The organism is Nocardia sp. NPDC051929 (genome assembly GCF_044548645.1).
In the GTDB taxonomy this organism is placed as follows: domain Bacteria; phylum Actinomycetota; class Actinomycetes; order Mycobacteriales; family Mycobacteriaceae; genus Nocardia; species Nocardia sichangensis.
Map to the genome: position 1 here is coordinate 38,745 of NZ_JBIUCG010000024.1, position 21,247 is coordinate 59,991.

Consider the following 21,247-nt stretch of genomic DNA (forward strand, 5'->3'; position numbering starts at 1 on the left):
GGTCTCGCTGCGCTCGAAAGACGTGGTTGCGGTGCGCTGGGCGCGTCGGCGTTCGAGTCCGCTACTTCGGTGCATGCGATTCGCAGTGGGCGGCTGTCGGTTGGGCGTCCGAGGATTGTTGTGGGGGTCGCGCCCGCGCGGTGCGGTTGGTGATTTCCAGCGCGGCGCTGAGCGGCCTGGTTCGTGAACCGGCTCTTACGATCGCTTGTTGCCGAAACCGAGGCGTCGCGCCAGGCGGGCCATGAGCTGGGACATTCTCGACGGGAAGGAATCCGGTTCGGGGATGCGTACCGGGCGGACGCGGCCGTTGTGCAGCGCGGTGATCTTCCAGCCGTGGTCGGTGCGGACGGTCACCAGTGTCTGGCGGGACAGGCGGCGTTCGGGCAGCCGGGAACGCCAGGGCATCAGGACCGATGCCGTGCCGTGCAGGATCGCCGCGTCGGGGGTGATGATGCGGATCGACTCGAGATCGCCGACCAGTGCCGAACCGGCCAGGACGCCGCGGAAGAGCTTGGCGTGGTTGGCCTGATGCTCGCTGCGGCCGATGGCTCGGGTGCCGTCGTAGGAGACGTAGTCGGAATCCTCGGTGAACAGCGCAGCGTAGGCGGCGGCGTCGTTATCGGTCCAGGCTTGCATGAGTTTGTCGAACAGGCCGCGCAGGGCTAGATCGTCGGCGCGGCGCTGGTCGAGTGTCGTGTTCATGGGAGCGTGCCTTTCGATGCTAAGATTCGGACATCGAAATGTACGATAGACGAAAGTTTCGAATGTCGAAAGATGAATTGATCGATGCGATCGCGCAGGAGTTGCGGCTGCTGCAGCAGAGTTTCGACGCCTTCGACGAGGCCGCGGCGGTGCGCCTGGGATTGAATCGCACCGACCTGCGCTGCCTGGACATCGTGCTCGGCCGTGGGCCGCTGGCGGCGGGGGAGCTCAGCGTCGCGCTGCGACTGAGTCCCGCTGCCACCACCACCGTCGTCGACCGATTGGCGCGGGCCGGATTCGTCTCGCGCGCACAAGATCCCGGCAATCGGCGGCGGATACTGGTGGAAGGCACCGCGCGGGCCGAGGAGGTGGCGCGAGAGATCTTCGAGCCCGTCGGCATGGCGGGGGCCGACGCTCTCACTCGGTTCGACACCGACGAGCTGCACATCGCGCTCGACTTCCTGCGCACCGCACTGCGCGTGCACCAGGAGCAGACCGAGCGAGTGTCGCGTCTCGGTGAATCCGACTGACCGGCGCCGGGGCCGGGGCGAGCGGTGGCCTGGTTCGGGCGGCGTCTGCCGAACTGCGAGGATAGCGGGGTGTCCGGTCCCGAATCCTTCTCCTTCACCGTCGGTACGCGCCTGGACGGGCGGCACGGCCGGTCCGGTGTGATCGCCACGCCGCACGGGCCGATCGCCACGCCCGCCTTCATCCCGGTGGGCACCAAGGCGACAGTCAAGGCGGTCCTGCCGGAGACCATGCGGGAACTCGGCGCCCAAGCGCTGCTGGCCAACGCCTACCACCTCTACTTGCAGCCGGGCGCCGACATCGTGGACGAGGCGGGCGGGCTCGGCGCGTTCATGAACTGGCCGGGGCCGACCTTCACCGACAGCGGCGGGTTCCAGGTGATGTCACTGGGCGTCGGGTTCAAGAAGGTGCTCGCGATGGAAGCGGTCGACGTACGCAGCGACGACGTGATCGCACCCGGCAAAGAGCGGCTGGCCACCGTGGACGACGACGGTGTCACGTTCCGCTCCCACCTCGACGGTTCGGTGCACCGCTTCACACCCGAGGTGTCGATGAACATCCAGCACCAGCTCGGCGCCGACATCATGTTCGCGTTCGACGAACTCACCACCCTGCTGAACACCCGCGCCTATCAGGAACAATCGGTGCAGCGCACCCACGAGTGGGCGCAGCGCTGTATCGATGAGCACGAGCGGCTGACCGCCGCGCGCACGCACCGTCCGTATCAAGCGCTGTTCGCCGTCGTCCAAGGCGCGCAGTACGAGGACCTGCGCCGAAAGGCATGCCGCGGACTCGAGTCGATTCGCGGAAACGCGGGAACGGGATTCGACGGTTACGGCATCGGCGGCGCGCTGGAGAAGCACAATCTGGGCGCCATCGTCGGGTGGTGCTGTGACGAGTTGCCCGAGGACAAACCGCGCCACATGCTGGGCATCAGCGAGCCGGAGGACATCTTCACCGCCATCGAGAACGGCGCGGACACCTTCGACTGCGTGAACCCGTCCCGGGTCGCCCGCAACGCCGCGATCTACGTCGACACCGGCCGGTTCAACATCAACACCAGCCGCTTTCGTCGCGACTTCACCCCGATTGATGAGAACTGCGACTGCTACACCTGCGCCAACTACACGCGCGCCTACCTCCATCACCTGTTCAAGGCCAAGGAGATGCTCGCCGCAACGCTGTGCACGATTCACAACGAGCGGTTCACGATTCGCCTGGTCGACCGGATCCGCGAGAGCATCGAGGGCGGTTACTTCGATGAACACAAGGCGCAGACACTGGGCCGCTGGAGAAGTAAGAAGGGCGCGGGGCACGAAGTGGATCGGTAACTCCGCGAAGTCTTCGATCGTCTCTCGTGGCCCGCGCCCTCTCGGGTCTGCCGGGAATTTCGTCAGGTGTGCAGCGGATCCACTTCGGTCGGCGAGTAGCTCGGTTCGTGCTTCTTGAGCAACGCGATCACTCGGTAGGTGATCGGGAGCACGAACACCTCGCAGAGGGTCTTCCAGATGAAGCCGACGATCACATAGTTGATGAACTGCTGCCAGGTATCGATGCCGATGGCGCCCGCGGCGATCGAGCAGAAGATCAGCGTGTCGGCGAACTCGCCGACGATGGTCGATCCGATCAGCCTGGCCCACAGGTACTTTTCCTTCGTCCGCTCCTTGATCAGCACCAACGTCGCGGAATTCAGCAGCTGGCCGACGAAGTACCCGGCCAGGCCCGCGATGACGAGCCGAGGCGTCGTCCCGAGGACGGTGCGGAACGCCTCTTGGTTGTCGTAGAAGCTCGCGGCGGGCAGCCGGATCGCGATGGCGAAGCACACGACCGTCAGCAGCAGGGCAGCGAAGCCGTAGTAGATGGCCCGCCGGGTGGCGCGGAAGCCGTACACCTCGCTCAGCACGTCGCCGAGGATGTAGGCCAGCGGGAACAGGAAGAATGCGCCGTCGGTGGCGATCGGAAGGATTTGCAGCGGCCCCAGCGACACCGATCGGTCGCCGAAGAACTCCACCCCCTTGGTGGCGCAGATGTTGGAAATGATCAGGGTTGCCGTGAAAAGGGCCACGATCGGTGCGTAGTACCCCCGCGCTACCTGGGCAAATGCCGCGTGGTCCGCGGGGCGTCCAGGCCCGCCGTGCTCTTGTGTGGTTTTCGACTCACTCACCCGCATCATCCAACCAGGTTGTGGAATACGCTGTAGCAATGACGAATCCCGGGGACTCCGACGAGTGGTGGAAGCAGTACGGTGGCCAAGGCGTGTCGCCGGAGTCCGGTGGACAGAATTCGGTCCCGCAATACCCGAGCCCGGAGCAGCAGCCGTCGGGCTACCCGTCGGCGCCGCAGTACCCGGTGCAGCCGCCTTCGCAGCCGATGACGCCGCCTCCGCAGCCGCAGTACCCCTCCTACCAGCAGCCCGCGCAGCCGTATCCGCAGCCGCAATACGGCTACCAGACTCCGTACCAGCCCTACGGAGTCCCGGCGCAGGGCACCAACGGCATGGCGATCGGTGCGCTGATCTCGTCGCTGGTCGGGTTCGTCACCTGCGGGCTCGGCTCGATCGTCGGCATCATCCTCGGCGTGATCGCGTTGAACCAGATCAAGCAGAACGGCCAGGAGGGCCGCGGTATGGCGCTCGCGGGCATCTGGATCGGCGTCGGCGCCATCGTGCTCGCCATCCTGTGGTTCGTCGTCGTGATCATCGCGGGGACGACCAGCGCGTAGCGGCGCGGTTCTTCGAAAGCAACAGGGGCGCACCCGATTGGGTGCGCCCCTGTTTGTTCGTGCCGCCGCGGCGGATCAGGCCTTCACGACCTGGGTGCCGCCGGCGAACTTGTCGTGCCAGCCCTGCTTGTTCGGGTCCTGCGAGATGGTGACCATGATGTAGATCGCCATAATCAGCGAGATGAGGCCGCCGAGGCACGGGATGATGTTGGCCGCGACGAAGATGTTGCGCTTCAACGACGTAGCCGGGTCGATCTTCGCGGCGCCGCCCGGAGCGAGCACCTTCAGACCGAGGATCTTCTTACCGAGCGTGGTGCCCTGCGAGGTCTCCATGCCGACGAAGTAGCCGAGCTGGACCAAAGTCCACACCACGCTGAGACCGATGGTCAGGCCCAGCGAGTTGTTGACCAGGGTGTACAGGATGATGTAGGGGATGTAGAGGATGAGCGCGTCGATGACACGCGCGCCGATACGAGTGCCGAGGTCACCCGGCTGACCGCCGTAGCTGTTGAAACCGGGCTGCTGCGGGTACTGGCCGAGCGGCTCCTGCCCGTACTGGGGCTGCTGGCCGTACTGCGGCTGCTGTCCGTATTGCGGCTGCTGTCCGTATTGCGGCTGCTGCTGGCCGTACTGGGGCTGTTGCCCGTATTGCGGCTGCTGTTGGCCGTACTGGGGCTGTTGCCCGTATTGCGGCTGCTGCTGGCCGTACTGGTCGCCCCCCTGGGGGTACGGCTGGCCGTACGGCTGCCCGCCCTGCGGATACTGGTTGGGGTCGTACCCACCGCTTGTCATAGTTGTTTGTCCTCGTCGATTGATCAGTAGTTGGACGATGCGTACGTTACGGACATGGGCTGCTTCGCAACAACCCGTCCACGTCGAATACCGACGGTTCACGGGGTAGCCGCCGGGTGTCGAAACGCTCGAGTAGCTCGGACGACGATGTCGCGGTGAAGCCGAGCGAAGCGGCCAGTGCCGAGACTACTTCCTCCGGCGTGTTGCCGAGCGCCAATCGTTCGCGGAGTGTCACCGCCCCATCCCGTTTCGCCAGCCGCCGCCCCTCCGAATTGAGCACCAGCGGCACGTGGGCATAGTGCGGTACAGGCAGATCGAGCAGCGTCGCGAGGTATGCCTGTCGCGGGGTCGATGGCAGCAGGTCGTCGCCGCGAACCACTTGGTCGACGCCCTGCGCCGCGTCGTCCACCACGACGGCGAGGTTGTAGGCGGGGATGCCGTCACCGCGCCGTAGCACCACGTCGTCGACCGGGCCCCGGTAGCGACCGTGCAACTGGTCGTACACCTCGAACTCGGTGGCCTTGGCGCGCAGCCGGAGTGCGGCCGGGCGGCCCTGCGCGCGCAACCGCTCGCGCTCCAAGGGAATCAGGGTGCGGCAGGTTCCGGGATAGGCGCCCATCGGTCCGTGCGGCGCCGTCGCTGCTTTCTGTATCTCCCTTCGCGTGCAGAAGCATTCGTAGGTGAGCCCGGCGGCGGTGAGGCGTTCGATGGCCGCCTCGTACTGCGGCAACCGATCGGACTGTCGTACCACGGGCCCGTCCCAATCCACGCCGATCGCGGCGAGATCGTCGAGCTGCCGCTGCTCCGCACCGGGCCGCACTCGATCCAGGTCATCGATCCGGAGCAGGAAGCGGCGGCCGGTGGAACGAGCGAATGCCCAGGCAAGCAGTGCGGTGCGGAGATTGCCGAGATGCAGGTCCCCGGACGGGCTCGGCGCATACCGGCCCGCACCCGGCTCAGGCACGGGCTCGTCTGATGGACGATGAGAAGCGCACCCCGGCCATGGTAGAAGCGAGGCGATCAGCCGCGCAGACGCGGCCGCAGGTCGGCGTCCGCCGGTTCGCCGCCCGCTTCCAGCGTCGCGAGCAGAGCTTCGGCGTGGGCGATCAATCCGGGTAGGTCGATATCGTAGGGCGCCCGCCCGCTCTCCGGTCGGTATGCCGTCATCCGCGACACTGCGCGGGCGAGCAGTGTACGCGCCCCTTTGGGATTTCCGCGCTGTATGTGCGTCAGACCGACAGCGAACTGCGCGAGCGCCTGCCACAGCATCCGCTCGGCGAACGATCCGTTCTTCCATGCGGCCTCTAAAACCTCGTGTGCATTGAATGCGAGTCCCTCGTCCAGCAGTTGCTGGGCGAAGGTCAAGGTTTGCTGGGGCGGAAGATCGAGATCATCCGGAATTCGGGCAACTCCGGTACTGCCGGGAGGCAGCGGACGCCCAAGGCGGTCGCGCGGACGGGCATTACGGGCGCGACCTGCGTCGTCTCGATCGCGTTCGGCCATAGGTTCCATCATGCACGGCCGCTGTGCCGCCGTCGACGCTGCCCTCGGCCGGAGGGGAATTGTCGGCCGATAACAGAGCAATCACATCCGTTAAAAACATTGTGGTACGCCAGTGTTTGGAATGAATACCTAGGGTCGGCAATGTTCCCGCAACCCTGCTGCTTCGCAAACGTGTGTGGTTGCGATGATTGAATAGGCAAGAGCCGGGCAAACTTTCGAAGGACCTGCTAGTGTTACCGCGCGGGGACGGGCCCCGCGCGAGGTTAATTTCCTCTCGAACTCGATGTGCGATATCGACGCACCGGGAAAGTGGGCTCCGGCAAAAGGTGCACCACGGGATTCGGCTTTCCAGTCGGATACCGCTGCTAGCTGGAACGATGTCAGGAGAAATCTCGCTCTCGACGCAGCAAAGGAGCTAGTACCGTGGAGGTTGGTTGGACGGGCGCTGTATGGCGCAAGAGCACATACAGCGGTCCGGATGGAGCGTGTGTGGAAGTAGCTTTTCTCGTCGACGGCCGTGTCGCGGTTCGTGACACCAAAGCCAGTGGACGTGGTCCGGTCTTGGCGTTTGCGCCGGGTGAGTGGGATGCATTCCTAGTGGGGGTCTCGACGGGAGCATTCCGGTGCGGCTGAACTGCTCCGGAATCGCCTGAACAAGGCAAAGCGGGCCCCGGGTCGTATCGGACTCGGGGCCTTCGCGGTTTTCCGGGCGGGTCGGGTGCCGAATGTTCAGTGGGCGGAACCGTTTCCGTCGCCGTTCGCCCGTTCCTGAACCTTGCGCAGCACCGCGAGTTGCTTGCGTTCCTCTTCGTGCTCGATCTCGAAGTGCTTCGCGCTCTCGTCCCGCGGATCCGCGCGCAGGAAGCTGCCGGTGCCCGGCTTGCCCGCCGCGCCCAGCTTGCTCATCTTCTTCGGCACGGGCGCGCCCTGGTACTCCAGCGGAACCGGGTGGCCATGCTTGTCCACCGGGCCGAGCGGCTGGTGGACCTCTATGTACTCGCCGTGCGGCAGGCGCACGAGCACGCCGGTCTCCACCCCGTGGTCGAGCACGGCCCGGTCGCTGCGCTGCAGGCCGATGCAGATGCGGTAGGCCAGGAAATAGGCGATCGGGGGCGCGAGCAGCAGGCCGATGCGTCCGGCCCAGGTCGTCGCGTTGAGCGAGATGTGGAACTTGTACGCGATGATGTCGTTGACGCACGACAGCGTGAGCACCGTGTAGAACGCGATGGCCATCGCGCCGATGGCCGTGCGAACGGGCACGTCGCGGGGACGTTGCAGCAGGTTGTGGTGCGCGCCGATGTCGCCGGTGAGCCGCTTCTCGATCCAGGGATAGGCGATGAGGACGACGAAGACCAGCCCCATGATCACGGCGACCCAGAAGACGGCGGGCACGGTGTAACGGCCCAGGTACAGCTCCCACGGCGGCATCAATCGCGCCATGCCGTCGGTCCACATCATGTAGAAGTCCGGCTGCGAACCCGCCGACACCTGCGACGGGTTGTACGGACCCAGGTTCCAGATCGGATTGATCTGGAAGATGCCGCCGAGCAGGCCCACGATGCCGAGGGTGAAGGCGAAGTACGCGCCTTGGTCGGCGGCGAACACCGGCACGATCCGGGCGCCGACCACGTTGTTCTCCGTGCGGCCTGGGCCGGGGAACTGGGTGTGCTTCTGGTACCACACCAGCGCCACGTGCGCGGCGATCAACGCCAGGATGATGCCGGGGAACAGCAGCACGTGCGCGATGTAGAGCCGCGGAATGATGATGTCGCCGGGGAAGTCGCCGCCGAACATCAGCCAGTGCAGCCAGGTGCCGATGATCGGGATCGAGATCGTGATACCGGAGAACGCGGCCCGCAGGCCGGTGCCCGAGAGCAGGTCGTCGGGCAGCGAGTAACCGAAGAAGCCCTCGAACATCGCCAGGATCAGCAGCAGTGAACCGAGCACCCAGTTCGCCTCACGCGGCTTGCGGAACGCGCCGGTGAAGAAGATACGGAACAGGTGCACGATGATCGAGGTCGCGAACAGCAGCGCCGCCCAGTGATGCACCTGCCGCACGAACAGGCCGCCACGAACCTCGAAGGACAGATTCAGCGCCGTCTCGTACGCCCGGGACATGGTCACGCCGCGCATCGGCTGGTAGGAGCCGTTGTAGACGACCTCCGTCATGGACGGGTCGAAGAACAGTGTCAGGTAGACGCCCGACAGCAGCAGGATGATGAAGCTGTAGAGCGCGATCTCGCCGAGCAGGAACGACCAATGCGTGGGGAACACCTTGTTGATCGACCGCTTGACGAACGCGGCGGCCTTATATCGCTCGTCCGCCTCATCGGCTTGGTTGGCGATTCTGCGAGCTAGATCTATAGCCATGGCCGACACCCCGCCTGGGTGAGTGGTATCCGTTCCTACTACAGACGGTAGCAGAGCTGCGTGGCGGAATCGATGGGATTTTCCGGACGGAATTGTGGAACAAGATCATTCACATTGCTCCGGCCCGCCGGAGGCGATCCGGCCCGAGTCGATATCGTTTTACCTGTGAGCGCGATGGCACCGCAGGACGCGACGATGTATTGGTTGTCCGAACGTACGCGCAACGACCTTTTTCTGTTGTATTGCTTCGCCGATCGTGGACTGCCCACGGTTGAACTGCGCGCCGCCGTCGCCGAACGGAGCGCGCGGATCGACGACCTTGGGGTCCGGCTGCGCGAACTGCCCGCGGACATCGATTACCCGATGTGGACCCGATGCGAATTCGGCGCCGAGCAATTCGTGGAACACGAACTGCCGGAGCGCAGTTGGTCGTGCTTGCTGGAGGTCCTCGGCGATCTGCTCGGCACCGGAGTCGATGCCGCCGTGCACCCGTGGCGGCTGCACGTGTTCCGTGCCATCGCCGACGCGCCGGGGCTGGGCGGCGAGCCCGCGCTGGTGGCGGTGCTCCAGATGTCCCATGCCCTGGCCGATGGGCGGCGGTCCTCAGCGATCGCGCGTGCGCTGTTCTCGGAGACTCCCGCGGTCGAAGACGGAAGCCGGATGGCGTCGGCGGCGCCCGAAGCGGCGGGTTCGGCGGCGGACGCCAGGACCGCGCCCGGATCGCGGCTGGAGACCCTCGCGCGGCGGCCGGAGGTCACGGCACGGGCGCGAACGATCGGTGAGGCGGTGTCGGCGGCCGGGGTGCTGGTCGACTCGGCGGTGGGTGTGCTGCGCACGCCGGTCCGGGTGGCGGCGACCGCGGTGCGCGGCTACCAGGCATTACGGGCGCAGTGGCGGCTCGCGGAACTGACCGAATCGGGTGAAGTGCCGCCACCCGCAGCCGGTTTCCCGCCGAGTGTGCTGAATCGGTCTTCACCGCAAGGCATCTCGCGGCACGAAGCTCGAATGCTGGTGTTCCCCTCCGCCGACCTGCGGGTGCCCGGCCGCACCGTCACGGTGGTCGTCTTGACCGCGGTGTCGCTGGCGCTCGCCCGCTACCTGGCCGAGGTGGGCGAGCCGGTGGAGCGGCTCGGTGCGCAGGTGCCGATGGCGCTTCCCGAAGCCGGCCGCGCACGCAACAACTATCGCGGTCTCGGCGTCGACCTGTTCATCGACGAGCCCGATCTGCGCCTGCGCGCCGACAAGATCGCCGCGGCGCTCGCCGACCGGCGCGTCCGCGCCCAGCACCCGCTGCTGTCCGCGCAGGGCCGGGTCACCGCGGCCATGCCGGCCCCGCTGCTGCGCCGCGACGTGGATCGCTACCCCCTCGACGCCGTGCCCGACTCGATCGCGGGCCACACCGTCGTCTCGAGTGTCGACCGTGGTCCAGCCGATCTTTCGTTCGGTGGCGGCGCGGTACGGTTCACGGCCGGGTTCCCGGCCCTCGGTTCCGTCATGCATCTCACCCACGGCGTGCACGGACTCGGCGACACCGTCACCATCTCCCTGCACGCCGACCCGGCGGTGCTGCCCGACCTCGACGCCTACGCCGCCCACCTGCGTGCCGCGCTGCTCGAAGCGCACCTCACGCGGGTCGACTCCGCTCCGGCGTCGCCATCGGTGTGACGAGCCCGCCGGTCAAGAACGGGCGAGGGCCGGCTGCGGCGCGGCCTGGTGCACTTCGGCGGAGATCTTGATATCCAGTTCGAGCCGGGTTGCGTTGATGACCGAGCGCTCCTCCTCGACGGTGTTCTCGATCGCCCGCGACCACAGCGCCTGGATCTCGGTGATCTCTTCGGCGGTGGCCTCGCCGTCGAATTCGATCCGGCGGCGCTGCAAACTGATGTTGAGCGCCGCGGTGAGCGTGCGCATCAGGTCCTCGCAGCGATTGGGGATCTTGCGATGCGACACGACGCGCAGGTTGCTGATGTAGCCTCGCGAGCCGGTGATGATCTGCCGGATCTCCGTATCGATCTCATCGAGCTCGTCGGCCTCCCAGAGTTCGCAATGCAGCAACTGCTGGCGGACGTCGCTCGAGATGGACAGCACGGACGAGACCGCGGTCAGCACCGATTCCCGCCGCCACTTGTCGTGCTCGCGCCGCTCGGCCGCCGCGTTGGTCGACTCCACATTGCGCTGCGCCGCGTCCAAGGTGACCCGGTTCCGCTCGTCCGCGGCGGTGAGCGCCGCACGGTTCGTGCGGTTGTTGACCAGCACGCCGACCAATGCCGCAATGGCAACGATGAGAGAACCGAAGAGCGGGAGCCACTGAGTCACGGAGAAGATCATTCCACCGGAATGGGCAGTCGCACAGCCCAGATCGGACGAACTGGGCTCGTCCGGCAACCCGAGGGGAATCTGAAAGCTCGACCGGTGTCAGTCCCGTGCGGCGCCGTTCGGCCACACGACATCGACCGGCACACCACGTTCACGCGCGAGCTCGACCACCGCGCCCACCGTCACGAACTGCCCGGTGCGGTTGTACACCCCCGCCAGCTTCTTCGCGACACGGTCGGACGCGGTTTGCTCGACCACTTGCAACGCAGTATGGCCGGCGCGAAGAAACCGTGCCCGCCATCCTCCAGTGCTAGGTTCACTCCGATGAAGCTGCTCGTTATCACTAGCGGCCCTCCGACATGGTCCACTCGCTGGTTTCTGTTGCGCCGCCACATGCACGCCTGGTTCCGGCGTGAATCCCGCGAGCCCGGCTATACCGGTGAGGGCCAGTGGCATCCTCACCGCGAATACGGCGGTTGGGTCATCCGTCCGGCCATTGGGTGGCGTCGGTTCCGCTGGATAACCCCGCCCCTGCACCACACGCGCACCATCCCCGCCGACGACATGTACGCCCTCGGCACGTGGATGTTGGAGAAGCTGGAGAAGTAGGCCGGCACACCGGATACAGCGATTCGGCCCGCGCCCGAATCAATGGAGGTGGGGGCGCGTTATTCGTCGGACAGGCTGACCGACGCAGGTCACGGAGTCGGCATCTGCCCGCCGGGTCACCCTCCAGCGGCGCTACGACCGAGCCGACATCTCTTCGATGCGTTCGGCCACCGATGAGAAAAGACCTGGTCAGAACGGAGTAAAACCGTCCTGACCAGGCCTTTCTTCGGCGGAGGATAGGGGATTTGAACCCCTGAGGGCGTTAACCCAACCCGCGTTCCAGGCGAGCGCCATAGGCCACTAGGCGAATCCTCCGTGGAGCAGCATACCGGTAGCCCCCGGCCGGTCGCCAAATAGGTGGGGTGACGTGGGGGAAGTGCCTGGTCGATCGGGGGTGGTGGACCCGGAAGATGGGTTTGCGGGCCGGAGGCGCTACACTGGCCGACGGATCCCGCGCGGCGCGCATCCTGTGAATCCCCCCAGGGCCGGAAGGCAGCAAGGGTCAACGGGCTCTGCCGGGTGCGCGGGGTCCCCTTTCATTGGCCTCGTGCGGTGCCCGGCCGGTGCGGGCGCGGTTCGGTTTCGCCTCTGCATCCCGCCCTCGGATAACGCCTCCAATTCCGGCCGCTGCACGGGTAACGTGAACACCGTCCGCGGGTGCACGTGCGTCTGCGCGGACAACTGTTCGGTCGCCGCCGCACATCGGTCCGGCCAAACCCATCGTCCCCTCGCTGCTTGAAAGGCTGCCCAGGATGCCCCGGCAAACGCAGATCGGTTTGATGAGCCATGAGGAGCTCGTGCTCGAGCACGACACCCAGACCGCGAACTACGCGACGCTCAAGACCGAGAAGCTCACGCTGGACCTGACCCGGGGGAAACCTTCGCCGGAGCAACTCGACCTGTCCGCCGAACTGCTGCGCCTGCCCGGCGACGGCGATTTCCGTGACGGCACCGGCACCGACTGCCGCAACTACGGTGGCCTGCACGGTCTCCCGGAACTGCGCGCGATCTTCGGCGAGCTGCTCGGCATCCCGGTGGACAACCTGCTCGCGGGCAACAACGCCAGCCTCGAGCTGATGCACGACGTGATCACTTACGCGATGCTGTACGGCACGAATGATTCCGAGCGCCGCTGGGCCGCCGAGGACACGCTGAAGTTCCTGTGCCCCGCCCCCGGTTATGACCGGCACTTCGCGATCACCGAGGCGCTCGGCTTCGAGATGATCCCGATCCCGATGCGCCACGACGGCCCGGACACCCACGCCATCGCCGAGCTGCTGGCGAGCGATCCGCGGATCAAGGGTCTGTGGGCGGTGCCGAACTACTCCAACCCGACCGGCGTCGTCTTCTCCGAAGAGGTTGTCCGCGAACTCGTTTCGATGCCCGCCGCAGCGCCCGACTTCCGGTTGTTCTGGGACAACGCGTATGCGGTGCACCCGCTCACCGACACCGCGGCCCCGGTGATCGACGTGCTCGGGCTGGCCGCCGCCGCCGGAAATCCGAACCGCCCGTTGGTGTTCGCTTCCACCTCGAAGATCACCTTCGCGGGCGCGGGCGTGAGCTTCATCGGCGGTTCCACCGCGAACCTGGACTGGTATCTGAGCCACGCCTCGAAGAAGAGCATCGGCCCGGACAAGATCAACCAGCTGCGCCACCTGCGCTTCTTCCGCGATGCCGACGGCGTGCGCGCGCACATGCAGAAGCACCGCGCCATCCTGGAGCCGAAGTTCGCCCTGGTGCTGAAGATCCTCGAGGACCGCCTCGGCGCCTCCAAGGTGGCCTCCTGGACCGAGCCCAAGGGCGGCTACTTCATCAGCCTCGACGTGCTCGAGGGCACCGCGGCGCGGGTGATCGCCCTCGCCAAGGAGGCGGGCATCGCGCTCACCGCGGCCGGTTCGGCCTTCCCGTACCGGAACGATCCGGAGGACAAGAACATCCGGATCGCGCCGAGCTTCCCGAAGCTGCCCGAGCTGGAGAAGGCGATGGACGGGCTGGCCACGTGCGTGCTGCTGGCGGCCACCGAGAGGCTGCTCGGCAAGTAGGAGCAGACCCCGACGATTGATCGCCCGGCATGGATTTCGTGCCGGGCGTTCCCGTCTGTATCGAACGCCGGAGGCGCGGCCGAAACGAAGGAGACAGTGTTCCGATCGAGGCGGGACGGCTGGCTGCGCTGCCGAAGAGCCCGCTTCGAGCCGTGCTGCGACGCGCGCACAGCTGGCAGCACTGACGGAAACCGCGCCGCGAACGGGACCCTGACCGAGGCCCGACGCTTACCCGGTCTCCAGCAGTTCCTTCAACCTCGCCAGGTCCGCGCGATTCGCCCGCCGGATCGCTGCTTCCAGCACGGGCGCGGCCAGCCTTCGCAGGCCCCTCGGCTCGCCCTGGTTGCGCAGCGTCATGCGGGTACCGCCTTCGGACGTATCGGCCCAGGTGTAGGTGGTCTCCATCGGAAACGGACCTGTCACGGCACGCATCACCAGCCGCAGGCCGGGCGCGTAGTCGGCCACCTCGTAGGTATAGGTGAGCCTGCCGCCGAGAAAGTGGGCGACGAACGTCATCCGCGAGCCCACGCGCAGCGGCGGCTCCGTTTCCCACGTGACGCTGTGGATGCGCGAGTACCAGGCCGGAGCGTGCCCCGGATCGGCCGAATACGCGGCGACCAGTTCGCGCGATCGGTTGATCACGACGTCGGTCAGCACGTCGACGGCCATCGGCCGGGTCAGCGCGGTTTGTGCGCGAGGACGGCGAACATCGTCACCGAGAGATGGATGTCGCCGTTGGCGGCGCCCGCGTCGAGGTCGGCGAGCAGTTGATCGCGTTCCGTTTCGGTGATCGCGCCGCGCGCGACCGCCATCGCCGAGATCCTGGTGATCAGCGAGCCCGCGCCCACGCTGCGGTCCTGCACCAGGGCCTCCGAGCCGATGTCGTCGACCACCAGGCCCGCCTTGGTGAGCAGGCCGGGCAGGCGACGGCCCGACAGCGGATTGGTGGTCGCCGACACGAGTGTGTCGATCACCTCGCGGACAACCCGCCGGTCACCGGGGTGCACGATCGCCGTGCCCCAATCGCTGTCCACCACGACCACGCGTCCGCCGGGACGCAGCACGCGGGCGATCTCGTTGGCCGCGCGGGCGGGGGCGGTGAGGTGCTGGAAGACGCGCTCGCACAGAACGGCGTCGAAGCAGTCCGCGCCGAACGGCACGCCGTAGGCATCCCCCGAGTGGAATTTGGCCGTCGAGCCGGCCTGAGCGGCACGGCGCTCGGCGGAGGCGAGCAGCTGCGGGTCCGGCTCGACGCCGACCGCGCTGCCGTTCGGGCCGACCGCTTCGGCGAAGGTGATGACCTCCGACCCGGTGCCGGAGCCGATGTCCACGGCGTGTTCGCCCGGCCGCAGCGCGAGCGCTTCGTGCGCCCAGGTGCGCAAGCGGCGGATACCGGGCAGCGCGGCCTGTAGGTCGCGCACGTCGACGAGCTGATCCTGACCCGCTCGGTCGAACCGATCGGGGCGCAATGCGTAGGTGTTCATGGGCCCGTGTCCATCCCTGGCCGTTGCCGTCGTCTTGGTCGGTGTCGCCGTCGTCTGAGGCATGGCCTGGAGCCTACGCGGCAGGTCATCTACCCGCGCGTAGGGGATGTGAGGTGGGTCACTATGGTCGATGACTAGTCTGGTACTGCCCGAATAGACGGAGAGGCGGGACAGTGACGCGCACGCTGTGCCTGGCGCAGGACGCCGAGGCGGATCGGCTACTCACCGAGGACCATTTCGCCACGCTGCTCGGCATGCTGCTGGACCAGCAATATCCGATGGAGCACGCCTTCCGCGGCCCGAAGAAGATCGCCGACCGGATGGGCGGCTTCGACATCCAGCGCATCGCCGAGGCCGATCCGCAGGAGTTCGAGGATCTCGCCGCGACCCCGCCCGCGATCCACCGCTACGGGCGGTCCATGGCCCGGCGCGCCCAGGAGCTGGCTCGCTACGTCATCGAGCACTACGACGGCAAGGCCGAGAACATCTGGACCGCGGGAGACCCGGACGGCAAGGAGGTGCTGCGCCGCCTGCGGGACCTCCCCGGCTACGGCGAGCAGAAGGCGAAAATCTTCCTGGCCCTGCTGGGCAAGCAACGTGGCGTGCGGCCGGAAGGCTGGCGCGCGGCGGCGGGCGCGTACGGCGACGAGGGCTCGCGCCGTTCGGTTGCCGACGTTACCGACGCCGAATCCCTCGCGCAGGTAAGGGAATTCAAGAAGCAGGCGAAAGCGGCAGCCAAAGCGAAGTAGTCCGGTGACCGTAACTCCCCGGTTGCCTATTTGAAATCGCCCTGCGTTTTTTCCTCGTTATCGCAGAGTCGGTGCCCGATGCTTTTGGCTGGTACGGCTCCACCTGAGATGAGGGATTGCAGGACATGAGGATGAGGAAGCTCGCCGTGGTGGCGGCGCTGGTGACCATTGCGACCGGAGTGGCCGCTGGTACGTCCGGTGCCGCCCCGGCAGAAGAAAACGCGGAAAGCGCAATCAATTTCACCGCGCACGCGACCGATACCCAGTCGATCATCGAAATCGACGCGGGCTCGCTGGTGGTCGAGAACGAGGTGCTCGAGGTGAAGGCCTCCAACGGTACCGTGCTCGCCGCGCAGCCGCTGCGGTTTCAGCTCGACGACTTCGAATTCCCGATCGCCGCAGCCATTTCCGGTCGCACCGCGACGCTGACGCCGGTGTTCGACCGGGAACACGCGGTCTACAAGCCGGTCGCTCTGCCGTACGAGGACAAGGCGCCGTGGAAGACCGAGTACGACCGTGAGGTCGCCGCTTGGACCCGTCTGACCAGCACGATCGCCGCCGGTGCGACCATCGGCACGCTCGTCGGCGGCCTGGCGGGCGGCGCCATCGGTTGCGTGCTCGGCGGCATCGCGGGCGCGACCGTCGCCTCCGCCGCGATCGTCGGCCTGTTCGGCGCGTTCATCCCGGCGGCGGCCATCGGCTGCCTCGGCGGCATCATCGCCGTCGGCGCGCTCGGCACCCTCGCGGGTCAGATCCTGATCACCGCCCCGGTCGCCATCGGCGCCGCGATCCAGTACTTCACGACGATCAATCAGCCGTTCGTCGCACCGAAGTAATCCTTCCGCGTGAAAAGACTCCGCTCTGCCCGTCTTCCGGGTGAGCGGGGTCTTTTTCGCGTGCTCGCGACCTGGGGAAACAATGTGCGTGTGCACACAGCGGCGCGTCGAGGGTTGGTGCGTCGGGCAAATCGGTGTTAATTTTAATGACATGTCTGCCGGCCGATGGAACCTCCTGCGCGTCACTTACGTGACCGCCGCGTTGGGTCTGCGGCTGCCGTTGACACGCGAACTGTGTCGCCTCTCTTGCTGCAGCTGAGCTGTTTTTCCTGCTCGTTTGCTGCCTCGCCGCCCATGTAGGCATGTCCCGTTCGATTACGGGACTTCAGCAAGGATCTGCACAATGTCCCTTCCCACCCTTGAACGATCCGTCTCCAGGGTTGCGGGCAGCCGTGCCCGCGTCCAGCGCCCGGTTGTCGCCCCTGAACTCCGCATCGGCGACAATCCGGCGGCCGCGGTGCTGCGCTCCGCGACCGGTGGCCCCGTCTCCCGCGACAATGCCGCGCGCACAACGGGTTTGAGCATCGCCACGGTCAACCGCCAGGTCTCCGCACTACTCGCGGCCGGCCTGCTGCGGGAACGTCCCGACCTGACGGCCTCGGGTGCGGTCGGACGCCCCCGCGTCCCCTTCGAAATCGATCACGACGCCTACCTGACCATCGGCATCCACATCGGCGCCGCGGTCACCAAGATCGTCGCCGCCGATCTGCGCGGCCGCATCCTCGGCGGCTTGGCCATCGCGACGCCGCAGACCGGCCAGGAATTCGCCACCACCACCGTCGCCCGCAGCGCCAAAGCGTTCCTGCAGCGCTGGCACCGGCGCAAAGCGCTGTGGGCCGGTGTCGCGATCGGTGGCCGAGTCGACCCGCTGACCGGCGTCGTCGACCACCCGAAGCTGGAATGGCGTGGCGCGCAGGTAGGTTCGGTGCTCGGCGAGGTGCTGGAGTTGCCCGTCTCGGTCGCGCCGCACGTCGAGGCGATGGCAGGCTCGGAGCTGTTGCTGCCCACCGGTGAGCCCAAAGGCCAGGCCCGCGTCGAGCGGGGCAGCAGCCTGTATTTCTACGTGCGTGAAACCGCCGGTATCGCGGTGACTTTGGACGGTCGCGTGCACACGCCGAGCAACGGTCCAGGATCGATCGCGCACCTGCCCACCGGTTCGGACGTCGAATGCACCTGCGGACGGCGTGGCTGCTTGGAGGTGACCGTCGGTGATCGGTCGCTGCATTCCAGGGCCGTCGGTCGCGGCATCATCCCGGCGCACAACGGAACCGCGGGCTCGACCATCGCGGATCTGTATCGCGCGGCGGAGGCAGGTTCGGAATCCGCGCGCGAGCTGCTCGCCGAGCGGGCCACCATCCTCGGCCACACCGTGGCGATGGTGCGCGACATGCTCAACCCTGATCGGGTGATCCTCGGTGGCCAGGCCTTCACCGGCTATCGCCCGGCGGTAGCGCATGTGGCGCGTGCGTTCAACCAGGGTTCGACGCTGCCGCCCACCGATATTCGCATCAGCGGATTCGGCGGCAAGGTACAGGAATACGCCGCCGTGGTGACCTCGCTGAGCGTTCTCTACGCCGATCCGCTGGCCGCAGTCCGGCGAACCGCGTTGACCGACTGAGCAATACGACGAAGGGCGACCGGACGTGCTGTCCGGTCGCCCTTTTCGTGCGTGTGGGGCGTTTACCGATGCGGGTCGCCCGCGGTCGCGAACAAGCCTTCCAACGCCGTGATGAAGAACGGGAAGTGGCTTGCGAAGCGTTGCAAGTTGCGGTCGCGTTCGAAGCCGCCGAACCAGTAGAGGCCCGGTTGCGCGTCGGCCGACGGATCGAGGTCGCGGAAGGCCCGGATCCAATTGTCGGCCCGCGCACCGAGCACCGTGAACGGCAGGGCGCGAGAGAACACGGTCTCCTGGTCGATCGGCGGGATATGTTCGCGCCGCGTGGTCTCCAGGCCGCGCTGGAGCGCGCGGATCTGCCGGGCGAGTTCCAGCCCCCGGGTCGTCCGCACCGGCAGGTACTTCGGGGAGAGCAGAGTCGCGCCACCGCCGAGCGCGATGGCGACACCGACCAAGGCGTGCCCCGAGGTGAGCGCGAGCGCTACGGTCACCGCGATACCCGCGACCACCAGTGCCCCACCGAGCCACACCGCGATGCCGGGACGTCGGCGATCGAGGAAGTTGCCGCGGGCGACGGCGTCGGCGATCAGTGCGGCGCGAACCGGACCGGAGGTCATCCGCCCCGGCGCGCGCAGCTCACCCAGTGTCACGGCGTCGGCGCCACCGGGCAGCAGTGCCTGGTAGACGGCCTTCTCGTAGTCGCGCAGCTGATCGTCGGGCGTATTCACCCGGGTGATCCGCCAGTCGCTGTCGCTGAGCGGCGTGATCCGGATGTACCGGCGCACCGCGAGATCCACCACCGTGGCGGCGATGTCTACCGGATCGACATACCCGTCCAGCAGCAGGCCGGCCTCGCCGGGCAGCGCGCCCTCGGGTGAGGTGAACTGCACTCGATCGCCTTCGCGCAGCAGCGGGTCGATCGTCTCCGTGCCGCCGCCCACCGTCGCGTCCTGGCGGCGGGCGCGCAGCACGAAGACGACCAGGATCGCCAGCGCGAGCAGCAGGACACCGAACGCCACGAGCACCGGGGCGGTGATCGCGAAGGGGCCCGCGTCGCCGCCGCCGCGCACGTCGGCGTTGCTCGGCACGGTGCCGGGCGGCAATTGCAGCGTCAGGTCGATCGCGTCGCCCTTGTGCAGGTCGGTTTGCTCGAGAAAGAGGACGCCGTCGGACTCGATCTTGACGTCGGCGCACGGGCGGGTGTTGCCGGGCGGGCCGAGTTTGCAGTCCACGATGCCCATTTCGAAGCTCGGGCTGATCAGCGAGGCGCTGATGGACGCGATGTCGGCGCCCAGCACGCCGAGCCAATGGAACACCTGGGTGCCCGGCGCGTCACTGACGGTGTTCTGCACGGAGTACTGGAAGGTGGACTTGCCCGGCCGCGCCTCGATGGTGAACTGGTCGTTCGCGACCGTCGCGGTGCCAGGGCCTTCGGTGTTCACATCGGTGACCCGAAAGACGCGCTCGGCGTCGTCGCTCACCTTCAGCCGCAGTGGAAGCGACATCCGGAACGATCCGTCCGTCGGCACCGAAATCTGTTCGACGACCTCGAGGACACCCTCGCGATTCAGCTTCAGATCGGCGGTGATGGTCACGCCGTCGGGTGCGGGCTGGGCTTGGGCGACCGGGGCCGCCGCGAACATTGCCGCGATGGCGAGAAGCAGCGCGCCTAGGGCGGCCCCCCGAAAAGTCAGCATGGCTGCCTACTTTAGACAGCTTGCTATTCTGCGTCAGCGGCTGTCGGCGATCACTGAGACGAGGGGGTACGGGGGCGTGACACAACCACCGTACGGACACGGACCGGTCCCGCACAGGGGGCGTCCGGTTCCTCCGCCGCCCGGCTACGGTGCGCCCTATGGACCACGCCCCGGTTACGGTCCGCCACCTGGATACGGCCCGCCGCCCGGCTACGGCCAGCCGCCGGGGTATGCCCAGCCCGGTTACGGACCGCCAGCGGGTTACGGCTCTCCGGTCCCTCCGCCGATGCCCTATGGTCCGCCCGGACGGCCTCCTTACCCGCCGCGGCGCAAACGCGGTGGCGGTGGATGGGTGGTGCTGCTGATCGTCATCGTGTTCCTGGTCGCGGCGGGGCTGGTGCGCAACGCGATCTCGGTGGGACGCGGCGACAACGACGCGTCCGGCCCGCGACCGAGTTTCACGTTCGACGCCCAGCCGGACGGCTCGACCGGACCGTCGGAAACCGGAACCAACCCGTTGCTGACCGATCCGAGCACGACACTCGTTCCGGCGCGATGCGACTACTCGCCGTGGGGCACCCAGGTCGACGCCGCCCGCAAGTTCTTCGAAAGCGCCGCGTCGTGCCTGGAGTCCGCGTGGAAACCCGTGTTGCGCGAGGCGAATCTGCCGTTCCAGCCGCCGTCGCTGAACGTCAGCGCGACCACGTCGGGCATAACCACGCCGTGCACCGGCTCGACCAGCAATTTCGCGGCGTTCTACTGCCCGGCGAACAAGACCATCTACATGCCGATCAGCCAGTTGCAGACGGACTACTTCAAGGACAACTGGGTGGTCTACCTCTCGGTCTTCGCGCACGAGTACGGACACCATGTGCAGGCGATGTCCGGCATTCTGCGCAAGGCCAACAGCGATCGGGCCGACGCCGGGCCGCGCACCGCCAAGGGATTGGAACTGTCCCGGCGAGTCGAATTGCAGGCCAATTGTTTCGACGGCATGTACCTCTCCTCGTCGTCGAAAGGCGGCTCGCTGACCGATCCGCAGATCACCGTGGCCCGCAAGGACGCCTATGGGCGCGGCGACCAAGCCGGGGACATGCGCGACCACGGGTCCGCCGAGAACGGCGGTCAGTGGTTCGAGACCGGACTGAACAGGAACCGTGCGGCCCAGTGCAATACGTTCACCGCGTCGGCGGGCTCGGTCAGCTGACGCGCCGAGCGGGCACTCGCCCCGCGGTGGTCATCCGGTCCGGCTCAGGCCGGGCGAAGGGCGGCAGCGCTCCCCG

At 67.1% G+C, this 21,247-nt stretch carries 22 protein-coding genes, 1 tRNA gene and 1 other RNA gene; 12 read left to right on the plus strand and 12 right to left on the minus strand.

The genetic code is table 11. From position 1 onward, the window contains the following. Positions 1-195: 195 nt before the first annotated feature. Positions 196-702, minus strand: a complete 507-nt coding sequence (locus ACIHAX_RS29300; protein ID WP_397280774.1) for an SgcJ/EcaC family oxidoreductase — start codon at positions 700-702, stop codon at positions 196-198. A 62-nt stretch (positions 703-764) separates the two neighbouring features. Between ACIHAX_RS29300 and ACIHAX_RS29305 the strand changes: the two genes are divergently transcribed. Both ACIHAX_RS29305 and tgt read left to right on the plus strand, forming a co-directional pair. Next, on the plus strand, positions 765-1,232 hold the full coding sequence (locus ACIHAX_RS29305) for a MarR family winged helix-turn-helix transcriptional regulator (RefSeq protein WP_397280776.1): 468 nt from the start codon (positions 765-767) through the stop codon (positions 1,230-1,232). 69 nt (positions 1,233-1,301) lie between these two features. Beyond that, positions 1,302-2,561, plus strand: coding sequence for a tRNA guanosine(34) transglycosylase Tgt (gene tgt, locus ACIHAX_RS29310; RefSeq protein ID WP_397079209.1), 1,260 nt, complete (start codon positions 1,302-1,304; stop codon positions 2,559-2,561). Positions 2,562-2,623: 62 nt separating this feature from the next. Here the strand turns inward: tgt and ACIHAX_RS29315 are convergent, their stop codons facing one another. Further along, the gene (locus ACIHAX_RS29315; RefSeq protein WP_356963389.1) at positions 2,624-3,403 is read right to left on the minus strand and encodes a queuosine precursor transporter; all 780 of its coding nucleotides are present in this window, start codon (positions 3,401-3,403) and stop codon (positions 2,624-2,626) included. A gap of 29 nt (positions 3,404-3,432) precedes the next feature. Here ACIHAX_RS29315 and ACIHAX_RS29320 point away from each other — a divergent pair, with 29 nt between their 5' ends. Next, positions 3,433-3,951 (plus strand): DUF4190 domain-containing protein, encoded by a 519-nt coding sequence (locus tag ACIHAX_RS29320; protein ID WP_356963390.1) that lies wholly within the window; start codon positions 3,433-3,435, stop codon positions 3,949-3,951. Between the two features lie 75 nt (positions 3,952-4,026). Here the strand turns inward: ACIHAX_RS29320 and ACIHAX_RS29325 are convergent, their stop codons facing one another. Genes ACIHAX_RS29325 through ACIHAX_RS29335 form a run of 3 tightly spaced genes read right to left on the minus strand, consistent with a single transcriptional unit; the run spans position 4,027 to position 6,246 of the window. Then, positions 4,027-4,743, minus strand: a complete 717-nt coding sequence (locus ACIHAX_RS29325; protein WP_397280780.1) for an RDD family protein — start codon at positions 4,741-4,743, stop codon at positions 4,027-4,029. A gap of 46 nt (positions 4,744-4,789) precedes the next feature. Then, complete coding sequence (gene gluQRS, locus ACIHAX_RS29330; RefSeq protein ID WP_397280782.1) at positions 4,790-5,707, minus strand: tRNA glutamyl-Q(34) synthetase GluQRS; 918 nt, start codon at positions 5,705-5,707, stop codon at positions 4,790-4,792. A gap of 56 nt (positions 5,708-5,763) precedes the next feature. After that, on the minus strand, positions 5,764-6,246 hold the full coding sequence (locus ACIHAX_RS29335) for a DUF309 domain-containing protein (protein WP_397280785.1): 483 nt from the start codon (positions 6,244-6,246) through the stop codon (positions 5,764-5,766). A gap of 423 nt (positions 6,247-6,669) precedes the next feature. Here ACIHAX_RS29335 and ACIHAX_RS29340 point away from each other — a divergent pair, with 423 nt between their 5' ends. Beyond that, positions 6,670-6,879 carry a DUF397 domain-containing protein gene (locus ACIHAX_RS29340; protein ID WP_356963395.1) on the plus strand — a complete coding sequence of 70 codons (210 nt, stop codon included), beginning with the start codon at positions 6,670-6,672 and terminating at the stop codon, positions 6,877-6,879. Between the two features lie 96 nt (positions 6,880-6,975). Here ACIHAX_RS29340 and ACIHAX_RS29345 read toward each other — a convergent pair whose 3' ends face one another. After that, positions 6,976-8,616: a cytochrome bc complex cytochrome b subunit gene (locus tag ACIHAX_RS29345; protein ID WP_397280787.1), complete on the minus strand. Its 1,641-nt coding sequence runs from the start codon at positions 8,614-8,616 to the stop codon at positions 6,976-6,978. 174 nt (positions 8,617-8,790) lie between these two features. Between ACIHAX_RS29345 and ACIHAX_RS29350 the strand changes: the two genes are divergently transcribed. Further along, the gene (locus ACIHAX_RS29350) at positions 8,791-10,281 is read left to right on the plus strand and encodes a WS/DGAT domain-containing protein (protein ID WP_397280863.1); all 1,491 of its coding nucleotides are present in this window, start codon (positions 8,791-8,793) and stop codon (positions 10,279-10,281) included. A 12-nt stretch (positions 10,282-10,293) separates the two neighbouring features. Here the strand turns inward: ACIHAX_RS29350 and ACIHAX_RS29355 are convergent, their stop codons facing one another. Together ACIHAX_RS29355 and ACIHAX_RS29360 are read right to left on the minus strand one after the other, a co-directional pair. Continuing rightward, positions 10,294-11,001 carry a hypothetical protein gene (locus ACIHAX_RS29355; protein ID WP_397280790.1) on the minus strand — a complete coding sequence of 236 codons (708 nt, stop codon included), beginning with the start codon at positions 10,999-11,001 and terminating at the stop codon, positions 10,294-10,296. A 30-nt stretch (positions 11,002-11,031) separates the two neighbouring features. Next, positions 11,032-11,190 (minus strand): hypothetical protein, encoded by a 159-nt coding sequence (locus tag ACIHAX_RS29360; RefSeq protein WP_364435963.1) that lies wholly within the window; start codon positions 11,188-11,190, stop codon positions 11,032-11,034. A gap of 66 nt (positions 11,191-11,256) precedes the next feature. On the opposite strand from ACIHAX_RS29360, the gene ACIHAX_RS29365 reads away from it, so the two are divergent. Continuing rightward, the gene (locus ACIHAX_RS29365; protein WP_397280792.1) at positions 11,257-11,541 is read left to right on the plus strand and encodes a hypothetical protein; all 285 of its coding nucleotides are present in this window, start codon (positions 11,257-11,259) and stop codon (positions 11,539-11,541) included. A gap of 230 nt (positions 11,542-11,771) precedes the next feature. Here ACIHAX_RS29365 and ACIHAX_RS29370 read toward each other — a convergent pair. After that, positions 11,772-11,856: transfer RNA gene (locus ACIHAX_RS29370), tRNA-Ser, on the minus strand. A 128-nt stretch (positions 11,857-11,984) separates the two neighbouring features. Between ACIHAX_RS29370 and ffs the strand changes: the two genes are divergently transcribed. Then, positions 11,985-12,079: signal recognition particle sRNA small type (ffs, locus tag ACIHAX_RS29375), an RNA gene on the plus strand. Between the two features lie 214 nt (positions 12,080-12,293). Then, on the plus strand, positions 12,294-13,583 hold the full coding sequence (locus ACIHAX_RS29380; RefSeq protein WP_397280795.1) for an aminotransferase class I/II-fold pyridoxal phosphate-dependent enzyme: 1,290 nt from the start codon (positions 12,294-12,296) through the stop codon (positions 13,581-13,583). 228 nt (positions 13,584-13,811) lie between these two features. Here the strand turns inward: ACIHAX_RS29380 and ACIHAX_RS29385 are convergent, their stop codons facing one another. Further along, positions 13,812-14,252 carry an SRPBCC family protein gene (locus tag ACIHAX_RS29385; RefSeq protein ID WP_364435954.1) on the minus strand — a complete coding sequence of 147 codons (441 nt, stop codon included), beginning with the start codon at positions 14,250-14,252 and terminating at the stop codon, positions 13,812-13,814. An 8-nt stretch (positions 14,253-14,260) separates the two neighbouring features. After that, a complete protein-coding gene (locus ACIHAX_RS29390; protein WP_397280865.1) occupies positions 14,261-15,067 on the minus strand; it encodes a methyltransferase domain-containing protein in 807 nt (268 codons plus the stop codon). A 173-nt stretch (positions 15,068-15,240) separates the two neighbouring features. Between ACIHAX_RS29390 and ACIHAX_RS29395 the strand changes: the two genes are divergently transcribed. The 3 genes from ACIHAX_RS29395 (at position 15,241) to ACIHAX_RS29405 (ending at position 18,270) form a co-directional block, all read left to right on the plus strand. Next, on the plus strand, positions 15,241-15,816 hold the full coding sequence (locus ACIHAX_RS29395; RefSeq protein WP_356963408.1) for an HhH-GPD-type base excision DNA repair protein: 576 nt from the start codon (positions 15,241-15,243) through the stop codon (positions 15,814-15,816). A 125-nt stretch (positions 15,817-15,941) separates the two neighbouring features. Continuing rightward, positions 15,942-16,652, plus strand: coding sequence for a hypothetical protein (locus ACIHAX_RS29400; protein WP_397280797.1), 711 nt, complete (start codon positions 15,942-15,944; stop codon positions 16,650-16,652). Positions 16,653-16,995: 343 nt separating this feature from the next. Next, positions 16,996-18,270, plus strand: coding sequence for an ROK family protein (locus ACIHAX_RS29405; RefSeq protein WP_397280799.1), 1,275 nt, complete (start codon positions 16,996-16,998; stop codon positions 18,268-18,270). Positions 18,271-18,332: 62 nt separating this feature from the next. Here the strand turns inward: ACIHAX_RS29405 and ACIHAX_RS29410 are convergent, their stop codons facing one another. Beyond that, complete coding sequence (locus ACIHAX_RS29410) at positions 18,333-19,964, minus strand: DUF2207 family protein (protein ID WP_397280801.1); 1,632 nt, start codon at positions 19,962-19,964, stop codon at positions 18,333-18,335. A gap of 352 nt (positions 19,965-20,316) precedes the next feature. On the opposite strand from ACIHAX_RS29410, the gene ACIHAX_RS29415 reads away from it, so the two are divergent. Then, positions 20,317-21,171: a neutral zinc metallopeptidase gene (locus tag ACIHAX_RS29415; RefSeq protein WP_397280803.1), complete on the plus strand. Its 855-nt coding sequence runs from the start codon at positions 20,317-20,319 to the stop codon at positions 21,169-21,171. Positions 21,172-21,247: the final 76 nt, after the last annotated feature.

Excerpts from the sequence above, each read along its gene's own strand:
- ACIHAX_RS29350 (WP_397280863.1), top strand. The coding sequence starts at position 8,791 with ATGGCACCGCAGGACGCGACGATGTATTGGTTGTCCGAACGTACGCGC.
- ACIHAX_RS29390 (WP_397280865.1), bottom strand. The coding sequence starts at position 15,067 with ATGAACACCTACGCATTGCGCCCCGATCGGTTCGACCGAGCGGGTCAG.
- ACIHAX_RS29400 (WP_397280797.1), top strand. The coding sequence starts at position 15,942 with ATGAGGATGAGGAAGCTCGCCGTGGTGGCGGCGCTGGTGACCATTGCG.
- ACIHAX_RS29410 (WP_397280801.1), bottom strand. The coding sequence starts at position 19,964 with ATGCTGACTTTTCGGGGGGCCGCCCTAGGCGCGCTGCTTCTCGCCATC.
- ACIHAX_RS29335 (WP_397280785.1), bottom strand. The coding sequence starts at position 6,246 with ATGGCCGAACGCGATCGAGACGACGCAGGTCGCGCCCGTAATGCCCGT.
- ACIHAX_RS29300 (WP_397280774.1), bottom strand. The coding sequence starts at position 702 with ATGAACACGACACTCGACCAGCGCCGCGCCGACGATCTAGCCCTGCGC.
- ACIHAX_RS29365 (WP_397280792.1), top strand. The coding sequence starts at position 11,257 with ATGAAGCTGCTCGTTATCACTAGCGGCCCTCCGACATGGTCCACTCGC.
- ACIHAX_RS29315 (WP_356963389.1), bottom strand. The coding sequence starts at position 3,403 with ATGATGCGGGTGAGTGAGTCGAAAACCACACAAGAGCACGGCGGGCCT.
- ACIHAX_RS29345 (WP_397280787.1), bottom strand. The coding sequence starts at position 8,616 with ATGGCTATAGATCTAGCTCGCAGAATCGCCAACCAAGCCGATGAGGCG.
- ACIHAX_RS29305 (WP_397280776.1), top strand. The coding sequence starts at position 765 with ATGTCGAAAGATGAATTGATCGATGCGATCGCGCAGGAGTTGCGGCTG.
- ACIHAX_RS29405 (WP_397280799.1), top strand. The coding sequence starts at position 16,996 with ATGTCCCTTCCCACCCTTGAACGATCCGTCTCCAGGGTTGCGGGCAGC.
- ACIHAX_RS29325 (WP_397280780.1), bottom strand. The coding sequence starts at position 4,743 with ATGACAAGCGGTGGGTACGACCCCAACCAGTATCCGCAGGGCGGGCAG.
- ACIHAX_RS29385 (WP_364435954.1), bottom strand. The coding sequence starts at position 14,252 with ATGGCCGTCGACGTGCTGACCGACGTCGTGATCAACCGATCGCGCGAA.
- ACIHAX_RS29380 (WP_397280795.1), top strand. The coding sequence starts at position 12,294 with ATGCCCCGGCAAACGCAGATCGGTTTGATGAGCCATGAGGAGCTCGTG.
- ACIHAX_RS29320 (WP_356963390.1), top strand. The coding sequence starts at position 3,433 with ATGACGAATCCCGGGGACTCCGACGAGTGGTGGAAGCAGTACGGTGGC.